18 protein-coding genes and 1 pseudogene are annotated in these 23,853 nt (G+C 73.4%); 6 read left to right on the top strand and 13 right to left on the bottom strand.

Annotated features, from left to right (window positions below; translation table 11 throughout):
- Positions 1-169 precede the first annotated feature (169 nt).
- From AB0761_RS27680 to AB0761_RS27670, 3 genes and pseudogenes are all read left to right on the top strand, one after another.
- Positions 170-1,995: pseudogene (locus tag AB0761_RS27680) on the top strand (glycoside hydrolase family 6 protein).
- A 258-nt stretch (positions 1,996-2,253) separates the two neighbouring features.
- The gene (locus AB0761_RS27675) at positions 2,254-3,288 is read left to right on the top strand and encodes an ATP-binding cassette domain-containing protein (RefSeq protein WP_377271848.1); all 1,035 of its coding nucleotides are present in this window, start codon (positions 2,254-2,256) and stop codon (positions 3,286-3,288) included.
- Complete coding sequence (locus AB0761_RS27670) at positions 3,285-4,106, top strand: ABC transporter permease (protein ID WP_377271847.1); 822 nt, start codon at positions 3,285-3,287, stop codon at positions 4,104-4,106. The genes AB0761_RS27675 and AB0761_RS27670 overlap by 4 nt, the downstream gene beginning before the upstream one ends.
- On the opposite strand, the gene AB0761_RS27665 is transcribed toward AB0761_RS27670, so the two are convergent.
- Complete coding sequence (locus tag AB0761_RS27665) at positions 4,107-7,526, bottom strand: BTAD domain-containing putative transcriptional regulator (protein WP_377271846.1); 3,420 nt, start codon at positions 7,524-7,526, stop codon at positions 4,107-4,109. It lies immediately after the preceding gene.
- 158 nt (positions 7,527-7,684) lie between these two features.
- On the opposite strand from AB0761_RS27665, the gene AB0761_RS27660 reads away from it, so the two are divergent.
- Positions 7,685-8,467: a site-2 protease family protein gene (locus tag AB0761_RS27660; protein ID WP_377271845.1), complete on the top strand. Its 783-nt coding sequence runs from the start codon at positions 7,685-7,687 to the stop codon at positions 8,465-8,467.
- Positions 8,468-8,469: 2 nt separating this feature from the next.
- Here AB0761_RS27660 and AB0761_RS27655 read toward each other — a convergent pair whose 3' ends face one another.
- Positions 8,470-8,640, bottom strand: coding sequence for a hypothetical protein (locus AB0761_RS27655; protein WP_377271844.1), 171 nt, complete (start codon positions 8,638-8,640; stop codon positions 8,470-8,472).
- 355 nt (positions 8,641-8,995) lie between these two features.
- Positions 8,996-9,685, bottom strand: coding sequence for an NADPH-dependent F420 reductase (gene npdG / locus AB0761_RS27650; RefSeq protein WP_377271843.1), 690 nt, complete (start codon positions 9,683-9,685; stop codon positions 8,996-8,998).
- Between the two features lie 48 nt (positions 9,686-9,733).
- On the opposite strand from npdG, the gene AB0761_RS27645 reads away from it, so the two are divergent.
- Both AB0761_RS27645 and AB0761_RS27640 read left to right on the top strand, forming a co-directional pair.
- Positions 9,734-10,354, top strand: a complete 621-nt coding sequence (locus AB0761_RS27645) for a hypothetical protein (RefSeq protein WP_377271842.1) — start codon at positions 9,734-9,736, stop codon at positions 10,352-10,354.
- 58 nt (positions 10,355-10,412) lie between these two features.
- The gene (locus tag AB0761_RS27640; protein WP_377271841.1) at positions 10,413-11,819 is read left to right on the top strand and encodes an MFS transporter; all 1,407 of its coding nucleotides are present in this window, start codon (positions 10,413-10,415) and stop codon (positions 11,817-11,819) included.
- Between the two features lie 60 nt (positions 11,820-11,879).
- Here the strand turns inward: AB0761_RS27640 and AB0761_RS27635 are convergent, their stop codons facing one another.
- The 10 genes from AB0761_RS27635 to AB0761_RS27590 form a co-directional block, all read right to left on the bottom strand.
- On the bottom strand, positions 11,880-12,926 hold the full coding sequence (locus AB0761_RS27635; protein ID WP_377271840.1) for a class I SAM-dependent methyltransferase: 1,047 nt from the start codon (positions 12,924-12,926) through the stop codon (positions 11,880-11,882).
- A 91-nt stretch (positions 12,927-13,017) separates the two neighbouring features.
- Entirely contained in the window at positions 13,018-13,239 is a 222-nt protein-coding gene (locus tag AB0761_RS27630) for a hypothetical protein (RefSeq protein ID WP_377271839.1), read from the bottom strand.
- A 149-nt stretch (positions 13,240-13,388) separates the two neighbouring features.
- Entirely contained in the window at positions 13,389-14,300 is a 912-nt protein-coding gene (locus AB0761_RS27625) for an SDR family oxidoreductase (protein WP_377271838.1), read from the bottom strand.
- Positions 14,297-14,920 (bottom strand): TetR/AcrR family transcriptional regulator, encoded by a 624-nt coding sequence (locus tag AB0761_RS27620; protein WP_377271837.1) that lies wholly within the window; start codon positions 14,918-14,920, stop codon positions 14,297-14,299. Before AB0761_RS27620 ends, AB0761_RS27625 begins: the two co-directional genes overlap by 4 nt.
- Before the next feature lie 118 nt (positions 14,921-15,038).
- The gene (locus AB0761_RS27615) at positions 15,039-15,920 is read right to left on the bottom strand and encodes a phosphate ABC transporter ATP-binding protein (RefSeq protein WP_377271836.1); all 882 of its coding nucleotides are present in this window, start codon (positions 15,918-15,920) and stop codon (positions 15,039-15,041) included.
- 39 nt (positions 15,921-15,959) lie between these two features.
- Positions 15,960-16,895, bottom strand: a complete 936-nt coding sequence (locus AB0761_RS27610; RefSeq protein ID WP_377271835.1) for a class E sortase — start codon at positions 16,893-16,895, stop codon at positions 15,960-15,962.
- Positions 16,896-16,937: 42 nt separating this feature from the next.
- Positions 16,938-18,713 carry a substrate-binding domain-containing protein gene (locus AB0761_RS27605; protein ID WP_377271834.1) on the bottom strand — a complete coding sequence of 592 codons (1,776 nt, stop codon included), beginning with the start codon at positions 18,711-18,713 and terminating at the stop codon, positions 16,938-16,940.
- Positions 18,714-18,814: 101 nt separating this feature from the next.
- On the bottom strand, positions 18,815-20,017 hold the full coding sequence (gene pstA / locus AB0761_RS27600; RefSeq protein ID WP_377271833.1) for a phosphate ABC transporter permease PstA: 1,203 nt from the start codon (positions 20,015-20,017) through the stop codon (positions 18,815-18,817).
- 22 nt (positions 20,018-20,039) lie between these two features.
- Positions 20,040-21,056, bottom strand: coding sequence for a phosphate ABC transporter permease subunit PstC (gene pstC / locus AB0761_RS27595; protein WP_377271832.1), 1,017 nt, complete (start codon positions 21,054-21,056; stop codon positions 20,040-20,042).
- Between the two features lie 210 nt (positions 21,057-21,266).
- The gene (locus AB0761_RS27590; RefSeq protein ID WP_377271831.1) at positions 21,267-23,813 is read right to left on the bottom strand and encodes a hypothetical protein; all 2,547 of its coding nucleotides are present in this window, start codon (positions 23,811-23,813) and stop codon (positions 21,267-21,269) included.
- Between the last annotated feature and the right edge of the window lie 40 nt (positions 23,814-23,853).

Here is a 23,853-nt window from a genome sequence, read left to right as displayed (position 1 = left end):
TGCCAGTCCGGCGCATCGGCCGGTGGCGACGCACCCACCCCCGGCCGGCCGCTTGACCACCCCCGGCGACCGGTGATCCATCCATCAAGGAGCCGATGTGACAACATCCCCGCCGCGTGGAGAGCGCAAGCGTCTCCGTCGCAGCATCGCCGCGCTGGGCGCACTGGCGCTGGCGTCCGGACTCAGCGTCGCCGCGAGCGGCGGCACCGCTCAGGCCGCGGCCGCAGCACGGGTGGACAACCCGTATGTCGGTGCCAAGGTCTATGTGAACCCCGACTGGTCGGCCCTCGCCGCCGCCGAGCCCGGCGGCAGCGCGATCTCCAACCAGCCCACCGCCGTCTGGCTGGACCGGATCGCCGCCATCAGCGGCACCAGCGGTGCCAGGGGCCTCAAGGCCCACCTGGACACGGCCATCGCCCAGGGCGCCACCGCGATCCAGTTCGTCATCTACGACCTTCCCGGCCGTGACTGTGCGGCGCTGGCCTCCAACGGCGAGCTCGGCCCCACCGACCTCGACAAGTACGAGACCCAGTACATCGACCCGATCGCCGCGATCATGTCGGACCCGGCTTACGCCAACCTGCGCATCATCAACATCATCGAGCCCGACTCGCTGCCCAACCTGGTCACCAACGCCGGCGGCACCGCCGGTTCGACCGACGCCTGCGCCACCATGAAGGCGAACGGCAACTACGAGAAGGGCGTCGGGTACGCGCTGGCCAAGCTGGGCGCGCTCGGCAACACCTACAACTACATCGACGCGGGCCACCACGGCTGGCTCGGCTGGGACTCCAACCTCGGCCCGGCGGCCCAGGAGTTCTACAAGGCTGCCACCAGCAGCGGCTCCACCGTGAACAACGTGACCGGCTTCATCGTCAACACCGCGAACTACAGCGCCACTGTGGAGCCGTACTTCAAGGTGACCGACTCGGTCAACGGCACCACGGTGCGCCAGTCGAAGTGGGTGGACTGGAACCAGTACGTCGACGAGCAGTCCTACGCCCAGGGCCTGCGCACCCAGGCCATCTCGGCGGGCTTCTCGTCCAGCATCGGCATGCTGATCGACACCGGCCGCAACGGCTGGGGCGGCTCCGCCCGCCCGACCGGCGCCGGCCCGACGACCTCCGTTGACGCCTATGTCGACGGCGGCCGCCTCGACCGCCGGATCCACGCCGGCAACTGGTGCAACCAGAGTGGTGCGGGCATCGGCGAGCGCCCCACCGCCGCTCCGGCCACCGCATCGACGCCTACGTCTGGGTGAAGCCCCCGGGCGAGTCCGACGGTGCGTCCTCTGCCATCTCGAACGACGAGGGCAAGGGCTTCGACCAGATGTGTGACCCGAACTACGCGGGCAACGCACGCAACGGCAACAACAAGACCGGCGCTCTGCCCAACTCGCCGCTCGCCGGTCACTGGTTCTCGGCCCAGTTCCAGCAGCTGCTGGCCAACGCCTACCCGCCCCTGAACGGCGGCGGCACCACCACCGGCGGCACCACGGCCGGTACAACCGCTGGTACGACCGCTGGCACCACGGCGGGCACCACCACCGGCGGCACCACCGCGGGTACGACCGCTGGCACCACCGCGGGCACCACCACCGGCGGCACCACCGCGGGTACGACCGCGGGTACGACCGCTGGCACCACCGCGGGTACGACCGCAGGCACCACGGCGGGCACCACCACCGGTGGCACCGGCGGCGCCGCCTGCACCGCGACCTACACGCCCAACTCCTGGGGCAACGGCTTCACCGCCGACGTGGCCGTCAAGGCCAACAAGGCGCTCACCTCCTGGAAGGTCACCTGGACCTTCGGCGGCGACCAGAAGGTCACCAGCTCCTGGAACGCCAATGTGACCCAGAGCGGCACCGCCGTGACCGCGACCAACATGAGCTACAACGGCACCCTCGCAGCCGGCGGCTCCACGTCCTTCGGCTTCCAGGGCACCTACAGCGGCACCAACGCCACCCCCACCCTCACCTGCACCGGCAGCTGACAGGGGCGGCACAGCCCAAGCACGACCAGCAGTGACAGCAGTACCCCGGTGCCCGGGGATCGGCAGCAGCCGATCCCCGGGCACCACCCTTTGCCGGGTGGGCCACCGGCGGGATGCCAGTGGGATGTCGGCGGGATGCCGGCAGAGGGCCCGCAGGGCGCCGGGTGGAACCGCCCGTGCCGGCGGACCGACAGCGGTGGGGCCCCGCTGACAGTGGGATGCCGGCCGGCTGTCGGCGGCGCCGGGCAGCGTTGAGGCATGACATCGACCGACACCGCCCCCGCCTCGAAGGGGCTCGCCGTCGAAGTGCACGGCATCGTCAAGCACTACGGCAAGACCAAGGCCCTGGACGGCGTGGACCTCCAGGTCCGCCAGGGCACCGTGCTGGGCGTCCTCGGCCCCAACGGAGCAGGCAAGACGACCCTGGTGCGGGTGCTCTCCACGCTGATCAAGCCGGACGCCGGCAGTGCCACGGTGGCGGGGTACGACGTCCTGCGCCAGCCCAAGCAGCTGCGCCGCGCCATCGGCCTGACCGGCCAGTACGCCTCGGTGGACGAGCTGCTCTCCGGCTACGAGAACCTCTACCTCATCGGCCGGCTGCTCGACCTGCCCCGCAAGCAGGCCAAGGCCCGGGCCAACGAGCTGCTGGAGCGCTTCTCCCTCACCGAGGCCGCCGGGCGCCCGGCCCGCACCTACTCCGGCGGTATGCGGCGCCGCCTCGACCTGGCCGCCAGCATGATCGGCCGCCCCCGGGTGCTCTACCTGGACGAGCCCACCACCGGGCTGGACCCGCGCACCCGCAACGAGGTGTGGCAGGAGGTGCAGGGCATGGTCGCCGACGGCGCCACGGTGCTGCTCACCACCCAGTACATGGAGGAGGCCGAGCAGCTCGCCGACGAACTGACCGTGTTCGACCGTGGCCGGGTGATCGCCGCCGGGGGGATCGCCGAGCTCAAGGCCAAGGTCGGCGGTCAGACCCTGCGGGTCCGGCCCGGACGGGCCGACCAGCTGCCGGAGATGGTCCGCTGCCTCACCGAGGCCGGCATCCGCGGCGCCGTCGCCGACCCCGCCGAGGAACTGCTGTCGGTGCCGGTGACCGGTGAGGAGCAGCTGACCGCGGTGGTCGGGGTGCTAGGCACCCGCGGCTTCGCCATCGCCGCCATCGACACCCGGCTGCCCAGCCTGGACGAGGTCTTCCTGGCCATCACCGGCAAGCGCAGCACCCCCGCCCCGGCAGACCGGGCGGACCAGGCCGTCACCGAGGCCCAGCCCGAGAAGGAGTACGCCGTATGAGCGCCGCAGTCGCCACCCCCCTCGCCGCCCCGGTCCCCCGTGACGAGGCCAGGATCAGCCCCGGTGCCCATCTGCGGCACATCGGGGCGCTCACCCGGCGCAATCTGATGCGGATCAAGGCCGATCCGGAGTCGATGTTCGACGCCCTGCTGATGCCGATCATCTTCACGGTGCTCTTCGTCTATGTCTTCGGCGGCGCCCTCTCCGGCAGCCAGCACGGCTACATCCAGTACCTGGTGCCGGGTCTGCTCGGCCAGACCGGTATCAACCTGGCGATGGCGGTGGGCACCGGCCTCAACACCGACTTCTCCACCGGCGTGATGGACCGCTTCCGCACCCTGCCGATCGGCCGGGCGTCGGTGCTGATCGCCAAGCTGGCGGCGGAGACCTGCCGCGGGCTGGTGTCCTTCGCCATTCTGATCGGCTTCGCCATGCTGCTCGGCCTGGAGGTGAAGACCGGTCCGCTGGAGGTGGTGGCCGCGGTCGCGCTGTCGCTGGTCTTCGGCTCCTCGATGGTGTGGGTGTCGATGCTGCTCGGCATGTCACTGCGGAGCGCCCAGGCGGTGCAGGGGGTCGCCATGCTGGTGATCATGCCGCTGCAGTTCGGCAGCTCCACCTTCGCCAGGCCCTCCACCATGCCGGGCTGGCTGCAGGCCTTCACCAAGGTCAACCCGCTCTCGGCGCTGGCCGACGCCTGCCGCTCGCTCTTCAACGGCGGTCCGCTGGCCCACTCGGTGCTGATGGTGCTGGCCTGGTCGATCGGCATCACCGCGGTCACCGCACCGCTGGCGGTGGCGCGGTTCCGCAAGCGGACCTGATCAGCCCGGCTCCCCGGACCAGGCGTCCAGCAGGGCGGCGGCCTCCTCCACCGTGAGGCGGCCGCCCCTGGCGTACTCGGACTCGTACTCGGCGTCGCCCAGGGCCGCGCGCAGCCGCTGCTCGGCCTCGTCGCGCTCCATGAGCTCCAGCTTGTTCCCGGCGTCCCTGTTGCGGGCCGCGTGGGTGCCGAGCAGTACGGCGCCCAGCCGGGCCGCCTCCGGATGTGTCCCCCGCCGGGCGAGCAGGGACAGGCCTCCTGCGGCGAGCGAGAGCAGGGTCACCACGATGAAGTCGGTGAACCAGACCGCGTCCCCGGTGGCTCGGCGGACCCTGGCGATACCCTGCCGCACCATCAGCACCCCCTCCAGGGGGTCCCCGAAGTGGGAGTCCATCCAGCCCCGCAGGCAGTCCACCAGACCCTGGACGATCGGCGGCCCCAGCGGCCCCACCATCGCCGGGCTCTCCTCCAGCAGCCGCAGCACCTCATCGGCCCGCTCCCGGTCCCGGCGGCGGACCGCCACGATCAGCAGCAGCATCCGGCCGAAGAAGATCGATCCGGAGTTCTGCTGCCGGCGGTCGACCGCCCGCTGCACTCCCTCCGCGATGAGCCGCTCCGCCTCCTCCGGCGCCGCGCCCAGCAGTGCCTCCCCCTGGCGGACGAGCAGGATGGGCACCTCGTGCCCGGCACCCAGCTCCTCGGCGAGCCTGATGGCATGGGCGTAGGTCTCGGCGGCGACGCCGAACTCGCCCCGCTTGCCCGCGGCCTCGGCCTTGGCCGACAGTGCCTCCGAGGCACCCCAGCGGTCGCCGAGCCGTTCGAAGAGGGCCAGCGCCTCGTCGGCGTCCGCGGCCGACTGCGGCAGGCCGCCCGCCTGGTCATTGCCGAACTTCGCGCGGAACTGCAGGGCGAACGCCAGGTCCCACGGGGCACCGAGCCTGCGGCAGCCGTCCACCACGGCGTCCATCAGCTCGGGCAGCTGCGCCAGGTCGCCGGTCATGAAGGCGGTGACCGCGCGCAGCGGCGCCGGGAAGCGGCAGGAGCGGGGCAGCTCCCGGGGGTACCCGGCGATGATCCGCCGCCCCCGTTCGGCCAGGTCCTTCGAGGGCCGCGCATTGAAGTCGTCCTCCAGCCCCGCCATCAGCCGGAAGAGCACCGCCTGGCGGCGGGCCTCCAGCAGCACCGCGGGCGACCACGGCGGCGGCGCGTCCAGCGGGGCGGGGGCGGTGCCCTCCGGGTCGGCGGCATAGGGGTCGGCCTCGAAGGGGTCGGGGCCCATCGCGGTGACGGCGTCCAGCCAGGCGCGGGCCTCGCTGCCGTAGTCGCGCAGCGACCAGGACCAGCTCATGCCCAGGGCCAGGCAGAGCGCCTCCTGCTCCGCCCCGGTGTCCAGGGCACGGCGCAGCGCGGCCCTGATGTTGTCCTGCTCCTGCTCCAGCCGGTCCAGCTGGCCCAGCTGCCCGGGGCCGTGCAGCAGTGGCTCGGTGCGGCGTACGAACTCCCGGAAGCAGCGCAGATGGCGGCCCTGGGTCTGCTGCACCTCGGACTCGCCGGCGTCCCGGAAGCGCTCGGCGGCGTACTCGTGGATGGTCTCCAGCATCCGGTAGCGGGCGGGGCCGGCCTCGGCGTCGAGGTCGGCGACCACCAGGGACTTGTCGACCAGGGAGAGCAGCAGCCCGGCGACCTCCTCGGTGGGCACCTCGTCGTCCGCGCAGACCTGCTCGGCGGCCTCCAGGGTGCAGCCGCCGGCGAAGACCGAGAGCCGGCGCAGCAGTGCGCGCTCGTCCTTGGCGAGCAGGTCCCAGCTCCAGTCGACCACTGCACGCAGAGTCTGCTGACGGTGCATCAGTACCCGGCTACCGCTGCTCAGCAGCTGGAATCGGCCGTCCAGCCGGTCGGCTATCTGACGTATCGTCATTCCGCGCAGCCGGGCCGCCGCCAGCTCGATGGCCAGCGGCAGGCCGTCCAGGCGCCGGCAGACCTCGGCGGACGCCCGCGGGTCCTGCGCCGGGTCGAAGCCGGGCCTGGCCGCGGCGCCGCGCTCGGCCAGCAGCCGCAGGGCGGCCGGGTCCGGCAGCGGCTCCACCGGCCGCACCGTCTCGCCGGGCACACCCAGCGGCTCCCGGCTGGTGGCCAGCACACTGACCCCGGGGCACTCGGCGAGCAGCCGGTCCGCCAGCTCGGCGCTGGCCTGCACCAGATGCTCGCAGTTGTCGAGCAGCAGCAGCATCCGCCGGTCCGCGCAGTGCTCGACCAGCCGTCGCATCGGGTCCGCCTGGCGGCCCTCCAGCGCCTCGGCCACCTTGCCGTGGTGCAGCACGGTCTCGCGCAGGCCGAGCGCGGAGAGTACGGCGCCGGGGACGGCCGCCGGGTCGTCCAGCGGGGCCAGCTCGGCCAGCCAGACGCCGTCCGGCCAGGCCGGTGAGGACTCCTGGACCCGCGCCGCCTCCAAGGAGAGCCGGGTCTTCCCGGAACCGCCGGGGCCGGTGAGGGTGACCATCCGGGCGCCGGCCAGGGTGCCGCGCAGCGCGCTCAGCTCCTCCTCCCGGCCGACGAAGCTGGTGAGGCGGGCCCGGAGGTTGCCCGGGGCGCGCCCCGCGGCGGGCTCCCCCGGCTGCGGGGCGGGCGGAGGTGCCGGTGCTGCCCGCACCACCGGCGCTGCCCGTACGGCCGGCGCTGCCGGGGGCGGCGGCGCAGGGGGCCCGGGGGCCAGCAGCTCCCGGTGCAGCGCCCGGAGCTCCGGGCCCGGGTCGGTGCCCAGGCCGTCCGCCAGCGCCCGGCGCACCCCCTCGTAGGCCTGGAGTGCCTGTGCGGTGCGGCCCTCCGCGTGCAGCGCCCGGAGCAGCAGCGCATGCAGCTGCTCGTCCAGCGGATGGTCGCGGCTGAGCTCCTCCAGCTCGGGGACCAGCGCGGCGGAGCGGCCCACCGCGAGATCCGCGGCGATCCGGCCGCGGAGTGCGGCGAGCCGCTGTGCCTCGTAGCCGGCCGCGGCGGCGGACCGGTCCGGGAGGTCGGCCAGCGCGGGGCCGCGCCAGAGTCCGAGTGCCGTGCGCAGCAGCTCGGCGGCCTCCTCGGGCCGGCCGCCGCCCAGGGCCTGCTCGGCCTGCACGGTCAGCCGCTGGAAGCGGGCCAGGTCGATGTCGTCGGCGCGGGCGCACAGCCGGTAGCCCTCGGGTCCGGAACCGATCGCGTCCCGGCCGAGCGCCCGGCGCAGCCTGCCCACCAGGGTCTGCAGCGCTCCGGAGCCGTCCGCCGGCGGATCGCCGTCCCAGACCTCGTCCACCAGGGTGTCGACGGGCACCGGACGCCCCTGGCGCAGGGCCAGCGCGGCCAGCAGGGCGCGCAGCCGGGCGCCGCCGAGCGGGACCGGGGTGCCGTCGTCGTGGTGGGCCTGGGTGGTACCGAGGATGCCGTAGCGCACGGATCCATTGTGATCGAGGGTTGCGCGCCGCGGGGCGGCGGGCCGGAACGGGGGCCGCTCCGTACACGTTGTCCGGGGGCCGCGGCTTGTGGGCCCGATCCGCAGCCAGGCATGATCGGGGCTTCTGCCCGCCTCCTCGACCCCGGAGCCGTTCCGCCATGACGTTCGCCCGCGCCCAGCGCCAGCGCAGCGAGGACCGCCGCATCAGCCCCGTGTTCTGGGTGCTGCTCGCCGTCCTCGGCACCTCCTCCTGGGCGGTGTGGACCGGCTTCGGGGAGAACGCCCGCTTCGGCGTCTTTCTCTTCGTGGTCTCCGGCTGGGTGGTCTCGCTCTCCCTCCACGAGTACGCCCATGCCCGCACCGCGCTGCACGGCGGCGATCTGACGGTGGGCGCCAGGGGCTATCTGACGCTGAATCCGTTCAAGTACACCAATGCGCTGCTGAGCGTGATCCTGCCGGTGGTCTTTGTGATCCTGGGCGGTATCGGCCTGCCCGGCGGCGCGGTCTTCATCGAGCGGCACCGGATCAGCGGCCGCTGGAAGCACAGCCTGATCTCGGCGGCCGGTCCGCTGGTCAATCTGACGCTGGCGGTGGCACTGCTGGCCCCGATCGGGGCAGGGCTGCTGGACAACGCCCCGTCGGCGTTCGTGGTCGCCATGGCCTTCCTGGCGCTGCTCCAGATCACCGCCACGGTGCTCAACCTGATACCGGTCCCCGGATTCGACGGCTACGGGATCATCGAGCCCTGGCTGTCGCTGAAGGCCCGGCGCGCGGTGGAGCCCTTCGCGCCCTTCGGCATGCTGGCGGTCTTCGCGCTGCTGTGGCAGACCTCGGTGGGCGACTGGTTCTGGCGGCTGGCCTACAACGTGATGGAGCTCTTCCACGTCTCCCCGGAGCTGGCCGCGATCGGCTACCACGCCTTCCGCTTCTGGGAGAACTGACCTCAGCCGCGGGCGGCCCGCTGGCGGCGGATGTAGTACCAGGCCATGTTGCTGGTGACGCCCGCCAGCAGGACCCAGACCACGCCCAGCCAGTTGCCCTCCACAAAGGAGACGACGGCGGCCGCGACCGCCAGCAGGCAGGCGACAAGGGCGAGAACGGCGTTGCGGGGCATGGCTGCGGACTCCAGGCGTGCGGTGACGGGGGTGTGCGGTCGGCTCCCATTCTCCCCGACGCCCGCCCCCGTCCCGCGTCAGGGCCGCTCCGGGGAGCGCGACCGCCCCGCGCCCGCGCCCCGGGGCGCGGGAAACCGGGGACCCGCTCCGCCGCGGTGGAGCCGCGCGGCCGTCCCTGCGGTCTCCCCGCACCCCGGGCGGCACCGCCGCCCCGTCAGGGCGGACCGGGCCCGGCGCACGTCGCGCGGCGGGGCGCTCTCGGCGCCGGGACGGCCGGACGCCGGGACGGCCGGACGCCGGGACGGCCGGACGCCGGGACGGCCGGACGCCGGGACGGCCGGACGTCGGGACGGGTCAGATGTCGGTGATCCGCAGACCGGCGTGGGCCTTGTAGCGGCGGTTGACCGAGATGAGATTGGCCACCAGGGACTCCACCTGGTGGGCGTTGCGCAGCCGCCCGGCGTAGACACCGCGCATACCGGGGATGCGCTCCGCCAGTGCCTGGACGGCGTCGGTGGCGGCGCGGTCGTCGCCCAGCACCATCACATCGGTGTCGATCTGCTCGATCTCCGGGTCCTGGAGCAGGACCGCGGAGAGGTGGTGGAAGGCCGCCGTGACGGTGGAGTCCGGCAGCAGGGCGGCGGCCTGCTGGGCGGCGCTGCCCTCCTCCGGCCGGAGGGCGTAGGCGCCCTGCTTGTCGAAGCCCAGCGGGTTGACGCAGTCGACGACGATCTTGCCGGCCAGTTCGGCGCGCAGCGACTCCAGGGTGGCGCCGTGGCCGTCCCACGGCACCGCCACGATGACGATGTCGCTCTGCGCCGCCGCGGCGGCGTTGTCGGCGCCGCGGATGCCGAGGCCGAGCTCGGCCGCGGCAGCCTCGGCGCGGTCGGCCGCACGGGAACCGATGACGACCTGCTGGCCGGCCCTGGCCAGCCGGTAGGCGAGGCCCTTGCCCTGCGGGCCGGTGCCGCCGAGGACTCCGACGACCAGCCCGGAGATGTCGGTGGCCGCGGCGGGGGATGTCACTGCATCGGGTGTAGTCATGCCGTGATCCTCCCAAAGCGCTCGCGGGCTCAGGCAGCATGGGGTCGCATGGATGCGGTCCGGGTGTCGCAGATGCGCGAGGTCCTCACGGGTACGGGCTGGCTGGAGTCGACCCGGGAGTTCGGCTGGGCGCTGCGCTCCTGCGTGTCGCGTCGGCCGGGCGCCGCCTCCGGCGGGCTGCTGCTGGTGGGCAGCGAGAGCGACGAGCCCTGGCACATGGCGGCGCACTTGGACGACGAGGCGGCCTGGTCGGGCCTGCCGCAGCTCTCCCCCACGCTGGTCCGCTGGCGGGTGCCGCCGGGCGCACCCGATCATCTTGCGGTGGATCTGCGGCGGCTGGAGCGGCTGGGCCGGGGCGGGACGCTGCTGGTGGTGGCCCCGGAGACGGCCGGGGCGCCGCTGCTGGAGCGGGTGCAGGACGCCCGCCGCGCCGGGGCGGCGGTGCTGGCCCTGGACACCGGGGATCCCGAGCTGCGGGGGCTGGCCCACGAGGCGCTGACGGTGCCGCGCCCGGCGTCCGGGGAACCGGAGGCGGTGGCGTTCGACGTGGTGCAGCACCTGGTGACGGCCGCCGCCGGCGAGGAGCCCCCGCAGGGGCGCCGGCGGGTGCTGGACCGGATGGCGCGGCTGGCGGAGCGGTTGACGGCCCCACCGCCCATTCGCTGGTAAGGTCACCCTAAGCAATTCGGTTGCAGCGGCCGGGGGCAAGCCCCCATGATGCCCCTTCGTGACACCTGAGCAGCCGGAACGCCCCTCTCCCGCCCGACTGCGGGCCCTTGCCCGCAAGGTCCGCCCGGACCTCTCCCCCTGGCACTCCTCACGGGACTTCCGGCTGCTGTGGAGCGCCGGACTGATCACCACCTTCGGCAGCTTCCTCACCTATGTCGCGGTGCCGCTGCAGATCAAGGAGATCACCGGGTCCTCACTGGCGGTGGGCCTGCTCGGCGCCGTGGAGCTGGTGCCGATGGTCGTCTGCGGCCTGTGGGGCGGTGCGCTGGCCGACTCCATGGACCGCCGCCGGCTGGTGCTGGCCTCGGAGGCCGGGCTCGGCGTGCTCTCGGTGCTGCTGCTGGTCAACGCCCTGCTGCCGAGGCCGCTGCTGTGGCCGATCTACGCCGTCATAGCCCTGCTGGCCGCACTGGACGGCCTGCAGCGCCCGTCGCTGGATGCGCTCACCCCGCGGATCGTCGGCCATGACCAGCTGACGGCCGCCGCCGCACTCATCTCGCTGCGCTGGCAGATCGGGGCCATCGTGGGCCCCTCGCTGGCCGGGGTGATCGCCGCCACCGCGGGGGTGCAGGTGGCCTACGCCCTGGATGTGGCGACCTTCGCGGTCTCCCTGGTGCTGCTCTCCCGGCTGCGGGCGGTGCCGCCGCCGACCGGAGCGGAGCGGCCCTCGCTGCGCGCCGTCGCGGAGGGCCTGCGCTACGCCTGGAGCCGGAAGGAACTGCTGGGCACCTATGCGGTGGACATCGTCGCCATGCTCTTCGCCTTCCCCAACGCGGTCTTCCCCTTCCTCGCCGACCGGCTGGACGCCCCCTGGGCGCTGGGCCTGATGTACGCGGCCTCCTCGGTGGGCTCCCTGGCGGTCTCGGCGACCAGCGGCTGGGCCTCGCACATCCACCGGCACGGCCGGATGGTGATCATTGCGGCGGGGCTCTGGGGCGCGGCGGTCACCGGCGCGGGGCTGGCCGGCAACATCTGGCTGGTGCTGCTCTTCCTGGCACTGGCCGGCGGCGCCGACATGGTCAGCGGCCTGGGCCGGACGACCCTGTGGAACCAGTCGATCCCGGACGCGCTGCGCGGCCGGCTGGCCGGAGTGGAACTGCTGAGCTACTCGCTGGGACCGCAGCTCGGCCAGGTCCGCGCGGGCGGCATGGCCGCGGTCTTCGGGGTCCGGGCCTCGATCTGGTCCGGCGGGCTGCTGTGCGTGGCGGGTGTGGGGGCGCTGGTCGCCGCACTGCCCAGGCTGCTGGCGTACGACTCCCGCACCGACCCCCATGTCGCCGCGGCCCGTGCCGAACGGGAGCGCACCGAACCGGAGCGCACCGAACGGGAACGCGCCGAACGGGAACGCGCCGAGCAGGAGCGCGCCACGGCCGGGGACCGGCCGGTCCGGGAGCCGGCCCCCTGACCCCATGCCTGCCGCACGCAGCACCGCGCGGGCTGCGGAGGGCGCCGGGCGGGCGGGGGCTCAGGACTTGCGGGCCGCGTAGTAGACGGTGAGCAGATCGCCCTCGGCCCGGCCGGTGTCGACCCGGGTGAAGCCGGCGTCGGTGAGCATCCGGCGGGCCGTCCGGCCGCCCGCGGCGGGGTCCGGGCCCGCCTCGCCCGTACCCGGGGAGACCGCCGTGCGGTGGAAGAGCGAGAGGCCGTGGAGCAGCGGGCCGACCGGGTCGTCGGCGCCCTCCTCCCGAGGACCGGCGGGGGCGGTGTCGCCCATCAGGAAGACCCCGTCGTCGTGCAGGGCGTCCCGGGCCGCGAGCAGGGTACGCGCGGGGTCCGCCAGGTCACGGATGGCGTCGAAGGCGGTGATCAGGTCGTAGTGGCCGTCCAGGTCGGCCGAGTCGGCCACGTCGAAGGTGGTGTTGGCCAGGCCCAGCCGCGCCGCCTCCTCGCGGGCCGCGGCGATGTCCTCCTCACAGAGGTCCACGCCGCGAAAACGCGCTGCGGGAAAGGCCTGCGCCATGACGGAGAGGGCATGGCCCCGTCCGCAGTGGACGTCCAGCACCTCGATCCCCTCGCGCAGCCGCTCGGGCAGCCCGGGGACCAGCGGGAGGACGCCGTCCACCAGGGCGCCGTCGACGGTGCGGCGGCTCTCCTCGGCCCTCAGCTCCCGGAACCGGGAGTACGCCGACCGAGGTACCCCGCCGCCCTCCCGGAAGGCCGCCACCACCCGCTGCTCCACCTCGCCCATCGCGGCTGCGTACTGCGCGAGCCCGGCCAGGTTGCCGCTCCCGGCGGCCCGGGTGAGGCAGGCGGCGCGGTCCGGCGGGAGGGTGTAACCGCCACCGGCGGGATCGTGGTCGACGATGCCGCCGGCCACCATGCCGTCCAGCCACTCCCGGACCCGGCGCTCCTGGAGGCCGGCGGCTGCGGCGATCTCCGCGCAGCCGGCGGGCGGCAGACCCGCCATGGTGTCGAAGAGCCCGGCCTGGTGGCCGAGACCGATCAGCAGCGCCAGAGCGGAGTCATTGAGGATGCCGACCATGCGGTCGGCGAAGGCCTCGGACGCGGACATCGCGGCTCCTCGGACGGTGGCGGCGGTCCCGGCCTCCCACGCTACGCCGGGCGCCCCCGGGCCACCTCTCGGCGGCCCGGGGCCCACCGGCTCAGGAGTCCTCGTCCTCGGGGCGGTCGTTCCAGCGCGGGTCGGTGTCCCACTTCTCGTTGCGCTCGGCGACGGTCTGCAGGGCGTGCTCGGCGTCGGGGCGGCTCTCGTACGGCCCGAGGCGGTCGCGGGCCGGGCACTCCGGGCCCTCCTCCACCTTGTGGTGCTGCACGCAGTAGTACCACTCGCCCGGTTTGCCCTGCGGCTTGCGTCCGAACCTCATCCTGCGGCCTCCTCGTCGAGGGGCGGATGCCCCCATGCCCTCAGCTTGCTGGGCAAGGTAGCTCATGCCCGTCCGGGGCGGGGCCCACTCCGCCCGCCCGTCGGGGGAGCCTGCCGGGCCCCCTGGTGGCGGGGTCGGGGCGGCAGGAGTCACAGGGGTTCCCCGAGCGTCCCGTACTCCCCCTCCAGCGCGTCGGCCCAGTGGGCCGCCCAGTCCGGCCGGGTGCCGTCCGCGTCGGTGAAGCCGTACTCCTTGTAGAGGTCCCAGGTGGCCAGGGCCCGCCCGGTCCTCGCCATCACACCGGGGTCGGCGGCCAGCGCTGCGACCGCCCGTCCCAGGTAGGCCGGGGTTTCGGAGTGGGCGAAGTGGGGGTCCTTGGCCGCGCCGTCCCGCCAGGTGTCCTCGGTGACGCCGAAGTGCTCCAGCATGGCCTCCGAGCGCAGAAATCCGGGCGTGACGGCGACCGCCGCGACGCCGTGCGGCTTCAGCTCCGCGGCCTGGGCGACCGCGAGACGGATCACCGCGGACTTGGCGAGGTCGTAGAAGAACGAGCCGCGGTAGCGGGCGGTGTTGCCGTCGGTGACCTCCACCACCAGACCGCTGCCGCGGGCGACCATCAGGGGCAGCGCATACCGGCTGGTGATGATGTGGGTCTCCACCGCCTGCCGCAGCAGCCGCAGCCCGGTGTCCAGGTCCTGCTCCCACAGCGGGTGCTCCCAGTCGGTCAGCGGGTCGCCGCCCCACACGGAGTTGACCAGGATGTCGAGCCGTCCGTCCTGCTCCCCGGCGATCCTGTCGACCAGGGCGCGGACCTCCGACGGGCGGCTGTGGTCGGTCCGGACCGCGATGCCGGTCCCGCCCGCCGCGCTGACGTGCTCCGCGGTCTCCTCGACGGTCTCCGGACGGTCCAGGTCGGAGCGCCCGGCGGTACTGCTGCGGCCGGTGACGTACACGGTGGCTCCCGCGGCCCCGAGCTCCACGGCGATGCCCCGGCCGCCGCCCCGGGTGCCTCCCGCGACCAGGGCGACCCTGCCCTTCAGCGGCTTGTCGACGACGGTCATGAGTCCTCCGTATCGGTGCTGGCGTCGCTGCGGGAGGGGCGATGGGGCAGCAGTACGGCGTCGACGGCCTCGCGCAGCCGCTGCGGCAGGGTGCCCCGCCGGTCGAGCGCCCAGGTCAGCCCGGCGCCCGCGGTGATCGCCTGGATGGTCCCGGTCAGCGCCGCAGTGTCCGTACCGGCCCGCAGCTCGCCCTCGCCCACCGCCTGGATGAGCAGTGCCCGCACCGCTGTGCCCCGGGACCGGTGGATGGCCAGGGCGTGCTCATGGAGCTGGGGGTCGGTGAGGTCCATGCACAGGAACGCCAGGTGGTTGGCGAAGCTCTCCGGGGTGCCCAGCGGGGCCATCGATGTCACGAGCAGTGCCGTCAGCGCCGCCAGGGGGAACGGGTGCCCCTCCGCCGACCGCCGGTGGAGCTCGTCCGCGTCCTGCGCGGACTGCCTGGCCAGCGCGACCAGCAGGCCGTGCTTGGATCCGAAGCGCTGCACCAGGGTGCCGGGCACCAGCCCCACCTCCTCGGCCACCGCGCCCAGCGTCAGACCGGCGGGACCCACGCGGCCGATCACCTCGGCGGTGGCACGCAGGATCACCGAGTCGTCGATGCCCCGGGGGCGTCCGGCCACCGCATCCTCCCATTAATAAATGACTGTTCATTTATTAAACACCCGAGCCCCCGCTGCGGCAACCGCGAGGGAGCGGGCGCCGAGGACACCACCCCGGCGCCGGTGCGGAACGCCCCGGTCAGCCGAAGCGGCCGCCCACGTAGTCGGCGGTGCGGGAGTCCCTCGGGGCCTCGAAGAGCTGCTCGGTGGGTCCGGACTCCACGATGTGGCCCGGGGTGTCATGGGTGGCCAGGAAGAACGCGCAGGACTGCGAGACCCGCTGGGCCTGCTGCATGTTGTGGGTGACGATGACGATGGTCAACTCGCTGCGCAGCTCCGCGATGGTCTCCTCGATGCGCCGGGTGGAGGTGGGGTCCAGGGCGGAGCAGGGCTCGTCCATCAGCAGGATGTCGGGGCTGACGGCCAGTGAGCGGGCGATGCAGAGCCGCTGCTGCTGACCGCCGGAGAGGGCACCGCCGGGCGTCCGCAGTCGGCTGGAGACCTCGGTCCACAGGCCGGCCCGGCGCAGGCTGCTTTCGACCAGGTGGTCCTTGCGCCGGCGGTCCGCCTTGATGCCGGCCAGCCTGAGTCCGCTGATCACATTGTCGTAGACGGACATGGCAGGGAAGGGGTTGGGGCGCTGGAAGACCATGCCGATCCGCCGGCGCACCTCGGTGGGGCGCTGCTGCGGGTCGTAGATGTCGCGGCCGTCGAGCAGCACCTCCCCGGCCAGGGCGGCACCGCGGACCATCTCGTGCATCCGGTTGAGAATCCGGAGGTAGGTGGACTTGCCGCACCCGGAGGGGCCGATCAGGGCGGTCACGCCGCCGGGGGCGACGGTCAGCGAGACGCGGTCCAGCACCTTGCGGTCGCCGAACCAGGCGGACACATTGCGGGTCTCCAGGCCGTACAGCACCCCGCCGTCGCGGCCGACCACGGGCGGCAGCACCAGGGTGTCGGCCCCGGCATCGGCCGCGGTGGGGCGGGCGGATCCGGCGGTGGTCAGCGGTGAATCGGTCATCGGGGCTGGGCTCCTGGGTTCGGGGCGGCTCGGCTGCGCTCAGCCGAGGTTGGGCAGCAGGGCGGCGGCGTTCTCGTATACGCACCAGGTCAGCGCGACCAGTACGGGCAGCGAGCAGAGCAGCCCGGTCCAGCGGTGCCAGCGCAGTACGGCGAAGGTCGCCAGCGCCGCGGCGGCGCACAGCCCGAGCGCCCACAGCTGGAGCGGCGCCAGGGCGTCCTGGTCGTGGGCGAGGGGGTGCTCGGCGTCGCGGTAGCCATAGCGGCCTCCGGGGTCGGGCTGCGGCCTGCCGTCGAGGGTGGCGCCGACGAGGAGGTACCGGTCGGGGGCCCAGCCGCTGTCGGCGGTGACCAGGACCAGACGGTCCGGGTGCACCGTGTCGGCGATGGGGTGGCTGCCGTCGCCGAAAGCATTGACGGTGTACGTGGCGCGGCCCTGACCGGTCGTCACCGTGATGCGGTCGCCCGCCCGCAGCGCGGGCAGCCGGCCGAACGGCCCGCCGTAGGTGACCCGGCGGCCGTACAGCACGGAGACGCCCTGCTGGCCGGGCAGCGGGGTGTCGCTGCGGTGACCGGGGCCGCGCATCAGGTCGCGGGAGGTGGTGCCCTCCACCACGACGGCGTTGTGCAGCCCGATCGCGGGGATGTCCACCGCGGCGACCGGGGCGCCGTACGCTGTCGGGCCGATCGGTGCGACGCCCTCCTCCAGCTGGTGGCGCAGGGTCCGGTAGAAGGCGGCCTGGCTGTGGGCCTCCTGGATGCCGGAGAAGGCCGGCACATACACGGCGAAGCCGAAGGCGAGCACCCCGAGCAGGGTGACCGCCGCGCCGACCGCGGCCAGCACCGGCCGCGGGGCAGGGCGCGCGGCGCCGGGCCCGGACGGGCGGCTGCGGATGCCGCGTTCCGGCCGGGCGGCGGTCTTCTCGGGGGCGGGCGGTGGTCCGGCGGGAGATTCGTCGAGGGTGGGCGCGCTCATCGGGTCCTCCGGTCGTTGGCTGGGGCGGCGGGGGGTTCGGGGTCAGCCGGACCTGCGGCCGGCCCGCCGGTTGCGGCTGATCCAGGCGCCGACCAGCGGCGGGATGGCGACGGCGGCGAGCAGTTCCACCGCGGTGAGGCCGCCGAGCAGCCAGCCGTCCTGTCGCCGGCCGGTGATGCCGACCGCGGTGGAGGCCAGAGGCATGCCACCGTCCGCGCCGCCGCCGGCCCCGCCCGCCGAGCCGGCGGCGAGGACCCGCTTGCCGGTGACCGGGTCGACCACATACTGGCCGGACCCTCCGGTCGCGCTGCTGCCGCCGGTGGCGGCGCCGCTCCCGCCGCCGGCCGAGCCGGAGCCGGAGGTGCCGGTTCCGGTGGTGCCGGTGCTGCCACCGGTCGCGCCGCTGCCGCCGCCGGCGCTGCTGCCGCCGGCCGAGCCGCCCGAGGAACCGCCCGAGGAGCCACCGCTGCTGCCGCCGGTGCCGGTGGAGCCGCCGGAGGTGCAGGGCATCGGGGCGCCCTTCTTGTCACACGCGGAGGGCTTGGGGGCGTTCACGGCGAGGACGTTGACGTCCGGGTGCTTGCCGTCGAACGTGGGGTTCTTGCAGCCCGCGAGGTGGTTGTGGTCCGGGACCGCACCGTGCCCGGGAATGTGGGCGACCTGGGCGAAGCCGCCCTCGACCACGTTCTGCGGCATCGGCGAGTAGCCGAGTGCATCGGCCTCGCTCTGGCCGGCGCAGAGGGTGTAGGTGAGATACGTGCTGAGGGTGTAGCCCTTGTTGTCGTTGAAGTGGGCCGGCCAGACCAGGCCGTTCTTCGCCTGGTCGCGCGGGGTGATCAGATAGCTGTAGCTGGAGAGCGGGTAGGCGCGCGGGTCGCTGTCCGTGTAGACGTCGTCCAGGTTCTGCTGGAGGTAGTTCGGGCTGGCGGGATCCCAGTTGATCTTCGCTGCCTGGAGGGCGACCGCGACATTGCTGGCGGTCGGGAGCACGTAGTAGCCGCCCTTGTTGAGGACCTTGACCACCGGGTAGTCGGCCTGCTTGGCGTAGGCGTACTCGTCGTAGCCGATGGTGCCGTTGCCGGCGCCGGAGGTGATGTAGCCCGCGACCTTGTCCGAGCCGTTCTGGGCCACCGAGTTGGCGAACGGCGCGGGGTAGAACTCGGTCATCCCGCACGGCGGGGAGACGCCCTTGGCCGACTGGCAGAAGGCGTTCCACTCGGAGGGGTACTGCTTGGACATCCAGCGGGTGAACTGCGCGGTGGCACCCGAGCCGTCCGAGCGGACCACCGGCGTGATGTCCAGGTCCGGCAGCGGGGCGGGGTAGTCGGCCCTGATCCGCGGGTCGTTCCAGCGGGTGATCCTGCCGGTGAAGATACCGACGATGGTCGCTCCGGAGAGGCGCAGATCACGGACCTGCCTGCCCCCGACCTCCAGGTGGTACATGAACGAGGTGCCGCCCGCGGTGATGGGCACATAGGAGTACGCGCCGTCGAGCGCGGAGGTGATCTCGGCGCCCTCGCCGCTGATCTTGTCGTCGCCGTTGCGCCACGGCACGTCCGAGCCGGCGAAGTCGGTCTGGCTGAGGCTCAGTTGGTTGCGTCCGGCCTGGGAGCCGTTCTGGGTGTAGTTGATGTTGATGCCTTGCGCATAGACGTCCCTCGCCCACTGCTCGATCGCCGGACCGGCCCATGAGGAGCCGGCACCGTTCACCGGTACGTACGAGGCGGCCCCCGCGGAGGTCGGCATGCCGATGCCCAGCAGGCCGAACAGGCCGATGAGCAGCAGGACGGACAGGGCACGGCGGTTCCGTGCACGCATGATCGGTGCCTTCCGGTGCGACGGGAGTGGGAGTGCGGCTGCGGGGCGGGCCGCGGATGCCGGGCGGGTGGTCGTCGGGCGGGTGGTCGTCGGGCGGGCGCTCATCGGGCAGCGTCCCTGGCGATACGGCGCCGCTGACGGTGGCTCAGCTGTCCCGGCGTACGGCCGCCGAGCATCCGGGCGGTGACGAAGAGCACCAGCACCACGGACATCAGGGTGACGCCGGCCGCGAAGGCGCGGGCGACCATGGTGTCCTGCGGGTAGCGGACGTAGTTCCAGATGTAGAGCGGCAGATTGGCCTGCTGGCCGCTGAACGGGTCGGCGTTCATGCTCTTGGTGAAGCCCGCGGTGAGCAGCACCGGGGAGGTCTCCCCCACCCCGCGGGCCATCGCCAGCACCACCGCGGTGGCCAGGCCGGGCCGGGCGGTGGGCAGCACCACCGTCCACACGGTGCGCCACTGGCTGGCGCCCAGCGCATAGCCGGCCTCCCGGAGGGTGCCCGGGACCAGGCGGATCACGGCTTCGGCGGCGCGGGTGACGATCGGCATCATCATCACGCTGATTGCCAGTGAGGCCGCGAAGCCGCTCATCCCCACCCCCAGACCGAGGATCAGGGTCGCCAGCACGAACAGACCCGCCACGATCGAGGGCAGTGCGCTCATGGCGTCGACGATGGTGCGCACCGGCCGGGCCAGCGGCCCGCCGATCTCGACCAGGAAGAGCGCCGCCAGGATGCCCAGCGGCACGGTGAGCGCCGTGGCCAGGCCGAGCTGCTCCAGTGAACCGACGACGGCGTGCAGCAGGCCGCCCCTGTCCAGGCCGTCGAGGGGACCGGCCAGCACCATGGTGTCGGTGAACAGGTTGCCGTGCCCCAGCGCGGCATGGCCGCGGAAGACCAGATAGCCGATCTCGTCCACCACCAGGACCAGCAGCAGCAGTCCCGCGGTGCTGAGCGCCACCGAGGCCAGCCGGTCGCTGACGGCCCTGGCTCCCCACTGGAGTCCCGCGCAGGTCGCATACAGGCCGAGGAAGACGACGTACCAGGCCAGCCAGAAGCCGAGCGCTCCGGAGACCGGCAGCAGCCGCTCGTAGAGCACCCACACCAGGCCGAGCGCGCCGGCGGCCGACCCGGCGAGGGTGAGCACCCCGTCGGCGGTCACTCCGTGCAGACGGACCCGGCGTTCCGGTTCGGCGGGACCGGCGGACGCGGTGGCGGCGGGCGCGGGCGCGGTGGCGGCCGCAGGCGCGGGTGGCCGGCGGGTGGTCCCGGCGGCGGCGCCGAGGTCGTCGGTGGTGCTGGTCATGGCAGGGGCTCCAGGAGAGGGTTCAGTCGGCGGTGACCGCGCCGGAACGGGAGCGGCTGATCACGACGGAGGCGAGGACATTGACCACGAGGGTCACCAGGAAGAGCACCAGTCCGGCTGCCATCAGGGCGGAGAGGTTGAAGTCGCCGGCCTCGGAGTAGCGCAGGGCGATCATGGCGGGGATGGAGTTGCCGCCGCGCTCCAGGACGTGCCAGGCGACGGTGTAGACCGGGGAGATGATCAGGGCGACCGCGATGGTCTCGCCCATCGCCCGCCCGAAGCCCAGCATCACCGCGCCGATCACGCCGCCCCGGCCGAACGGCAGCACCACCGTGCGGATCATGCCCCAGCGGGTCCCGCCCAGCGCATGGGCTCCCTCCCGCTCACCCTGCGGGGCCTGGGAGAAGACCTCCCGGCTGAGCGAGGTGACGATGGGGATCACCATCAGCGAGACCACCACGCCCGCGATCAGCGTGGACGAGGTGTAGGAGGTGGCCGCGTCGCCGAAGCGGACGGTGAGGAAGGGCAGGAACCCAAGGTGCCGGGAGACCCAGGCGAGGGTGCCCAGCAGGGCCGGCTGGAGGAAGAACAGCCCCCACAGGCCGTAGACGATGCTGGGGACGGCGGCCATCAGGTCGACCAGCGAGATCAGCGGCCGGCGCAGCCGCTCGGGTGCGTACTCGGAGATGTACAGCGCGGCGGCGAGGGAGACCGGGACGGCGATCAGCAGCGCGATCACCGCGATCAGGATGCCGTTGGGCAGCATCGAGCCGACGCCGAAGCGATGGGTGCCCGGCGTCCAGTCCTGGGTGGTGAGGAAGCCCCAGCCCGTCGCCTTGATCGCGGTGCCGGCCCGGTAGACCAGGAAGGCCGCGATCAGGCCCATCACGACCAGCACGGCGGAGCCGGCGCCGCGCAGCACTCCGCGGAAGACCCGATCGCCGGCGGTGGGCAGGGCCCGGATCGCCCGGGGCCGGTCCGGCGGCAGATCCGGGGCCGGGTCGCCGGCTGCGGCCGGCGGGGCGAGCTGCTGGTCCATTGCGCTGAGCTCCCTCATCGGGACGGTGGGGTCGGAACGGAACGGCCGCGCCCCACCGGTCGGCGGCGGCACGGACACGGGAGTGCCGGACACGCCTGCTCCGGATCGGGGCGGTCCCGCAGGGCATATGACGGACAGTCGGTGATTCACGGGGACAGTGAGGGCAGGGGCGGCGGGGGCCCCGGCCGGCGGCCGGGGCCCCGGGCCTGTTCAGCCGCTCCGGCGGGTCAGGATGCGGGCGCGCAGGCGGCCGTACCAGGACCTGGCGCGGGCGAGGAGGACGGTGCCCTGGCCGGTGCGGCCGAGGACCAGCGCGGTGGGACCGCCGACCAGCAGCACACCGCCGACGATCAGCAGCACCGGCAGCATCCAGCGCATCGCCCCCGCCTGGTCGGCGCTCGGGGTGCCCGCGGCGATCGGGGCGGCGGGCAGCCCGGCGGTGGTGGAGCCGGAAGCAGCGCCCTTGGAGGTGTTCCCGGAGCCGCCCGCGGCGCCGCCGGAGGACGCGGTGCCTCCCGAGGCGCCCCCCGAGGTCCCGCCCGCCGCCGTACCGGCGGAGGTGGTGCCGCCCAGGGACGTACCACCGGACACCGGGATTCCGGAGGACGACGTGCCCCCGCCGGAGACGGCGCTGCCGCCGGACGCCGCGGCCGAGCCGCCCGAGGACCCCCCGGAGGAGCTGCCGCCCGAGGTGGAGCCCGGCGGGGGCGGCGGTACCTTCTCGGCGCCGTCCTGGGCCCGGACGTGCTGCGCGGCGGTGACCGTCTGGGCGGCCTGGCGGTCGCTGAGCGCCTGGTAGCCGTCGGGCAGGTCGCCGGGCGCGGTGCCGTAGGTCTGTCCGGGGCCGGCGGCGTATCCCAGCCAGTCGGCGATCTTCCCGGCCTTGGCCGACGCGACACCGCTGGTCGGCACCATGGCCACCACCGGCTCGGTGAGCGGATACGCCTTGGGGTCGGTCGCGCCGATGTCGGCGGTCAGCGCCCCGCTCTTCTCGTCCACCGTCATGGCGTCCACGCCTGCGGACATCGAACCGGGGGTCGGCTCCACGAACTGGCCCGCCGCATTCTCCAGCGCCGCCACCGGATAGCGGTACTTCGCGGCATCACCCATGCCCATCACCGCGATGATGCTCCGTGCGCCGGGCCCCACGGGGGGCACCGCCGTGTGGGTGCACCTGTCGGGGTGGGCGGGGTCGGGGGTGCACCAGGTGTTCTGGGCGCTGGTCTTGCCCTGAACGGGGTACTGGGTCAGCTCCGCATAGGACGAGACCGGGTTCCAGAACCACTGGAGGTCACCGTCGAGGTCCAGTTTGGAGAACTGCTCCAGCGGATAGTGGACGCCGACATATCCGGCGTTGATCCGCATCCCCCAGGGGTCGGACTTGCCCTTCAGAAAGGCACGGGCGTCAGGGTCCGCCGTCACCCAGCGCGTCAGCTCGTACGTCATGTCGCTGCGTCCGTAGAGCACCACCGGGAAGGACCCGAAACGGCCCTGGTTGCTCATCGCCGTGGTCGGCAGCCCCGGGTTCAGCTGCTGGAACTCTGGGTCGTCCATGACGGAGGCCGGGTTGTGGCCCACACCCGGACTGCAGACATAGCTGCCGACGGCCGGGCAGGTCACACCGCCCGAGTACGACTGGGTGAGCAGCTTGGCCACCAAGCGGGCATTGAGCTTGAGGCCGGTGACGGGCTTGCCGGTGACGGGGTCGTCGATCGCATACGCGAGCACGATCGCGGTGTTGGCGATCGGAGCATAGGTGTAGGTGCGGGTGGAGGTGGCCGAAGCCGCCGCGGGCTGGGAGGTCAGCCCGACGTCCTGGGCGCCCGACAGGAAGGTCGAGCGGGCCTGGTACTCGTCCAGGCTGGAGTTGAACGTCGCGTGCAGCGCCTGCACATCTCCGCTGCCCTTGCAGTATCCGGGGGTCCACAGGTCGGCGGCCGTGCCGAACATCGGGGAGCCCGCCATCGAGAAGTCGGAGTCGGCCGCGGGGCAGTCCAGCGTCGACTGTCGGAAGGTCAGCGGGATGGTGATGTGCTGGGACCAGTTGCAGTAGTAGCCGAACCCGCCGGCGGTGGATATCACCGAGCTGATGCCGTCGAGGTGGTGGTCCGCGCAGTTCATCGGGTACTTGGTGGGGTTGGCCTTCGAGCCCTTGTACCCGCCCTGGATCGGCTCCACCACCAGTGAGCAGGGCACCGTGGGCCCGCAGCCGAGGAAGGCGCTCTCCTGGCGGGTGAGCACCTCGATGTCCGCCTCGCCGGTGCCGTCGGCCCCGGTGACGGTCCAGACCAGGTTGTTGCGCCCGTCCGCCGTGGTGCCGCCGACCTGGGTGTTGAGGATGCAGTCGGAGGGGACCCCGGGCACATAGTTGATGTCGGCCTCGATCAGCGGCATCTGCGGATCGCTGCCACGGCACTGCATGACCGCGACCGGGTACACCGTGGCGGTGCTGAAGCCGCCGCTGGTGCCCGAGGACGGGGTGAAGTTCTTCCAGGAGAGATGGACGACCTCGTGGGTGAGGTCGCCGGCCTGCCGGACGGTCACCTCCATCGGATCCGGCCGCAGCGCCTGGGTCGCCGGGTCCCATGCCTGCCGGCCCTGGACGGTGGCGGAGCCGCTGTCGGCCCGCGCGGGGGCGCCCGAATCGGCCAGCACCGGCATGGCTGTCAGGAGCAGCAGTCCCAGCAAGGTCGCGGCGGCGGCCGTCGCCCTATGCCATGGCGGCTGATAGCGCCGCCACGCTCTGGGGACGATCATGCGGTGACTCCTTTTCGGTTACGGCCAGACGGCGGGAGGT

The sequence above is a fragment of the Peterkaempfera podocarpi genome, assembly GCF_042466665.1.
Lineage (GTDB): Bacteria > Actinomycetota > Actinomycetes > Streptomycetales > Streptomycetaceae > Peterkaempfera > Peterkaempfera podocarpi.
This window is presented reverse-complemented; position numbering and strand designations above follow the sequence as displayed.